Source organism: Frankia tisae (genome assembly GCF_025403405.1).
In the GTDB taxonomy this organism is placed as follows: Bacteria; Actinomycetota; Actinomycetes; order Frankiales; family Frankiaceae; genus Frankia; species Frankia tisai.
In genome coordinates, this window is record NZ_JANEZT010000797.1 from 1 (window position 1) to 474 (window position 474).

Genomic DNA, 474 nt, shown 5'->3' on the forward strand with positions numbered 1-474 from the left:
CAGTCCTTCGGCTTCGGGGACGGGATCTGATCCCGGCGCGAAAAATCTTTCTCCGAGAGGATCGCCGCCAATTCTAAAAGATTGGCGATGAAACGAGAATATAATTCTCCGATCTTGAGTTTTTGCGCCGACGTCATTCTACAATAGTGGCACTACCGGGTGATGCCTTCCACAAAACGTCGTTAAATAGGAAAAATCGTTCCGTTGACCCGGTGTAGAATCAAAGCTTACCTTGGCTTTGCTGGATCGACGAAGCAACGAGCAAGTTTGGCGTCTGCCGTAGATTGTGCGGCTGCGCAAAAAATTTGATCCCCTCCAGGACGACACGGTCATCAGATCTTGTCGGAATCAACCAAATCTTGCGCCCGGCCCGCACGTTCTGCGCGGTAACTCGCCAAATCGCGGGTCGATGCGGCGCGCCTGCAATCGAGAAGAATGAGGACGAACGATGAGTGGACCGGGTCTGAGCGTGAG

At 53.0% G+C, this 474-nt stretch carries 1 protein-coding gene; it reads right to left on the minus strand.

The features are described 5' to 3' along the window. Window positions 1–220: 220 nt before the first annotated feature. On the minus strand, window positions 221–474 hold a 254-nt coding region (locus NBZ85_RS31735), incomplete at its 5' end, for a hypothetical protein (RefSeq protein ID WP_261563493.1).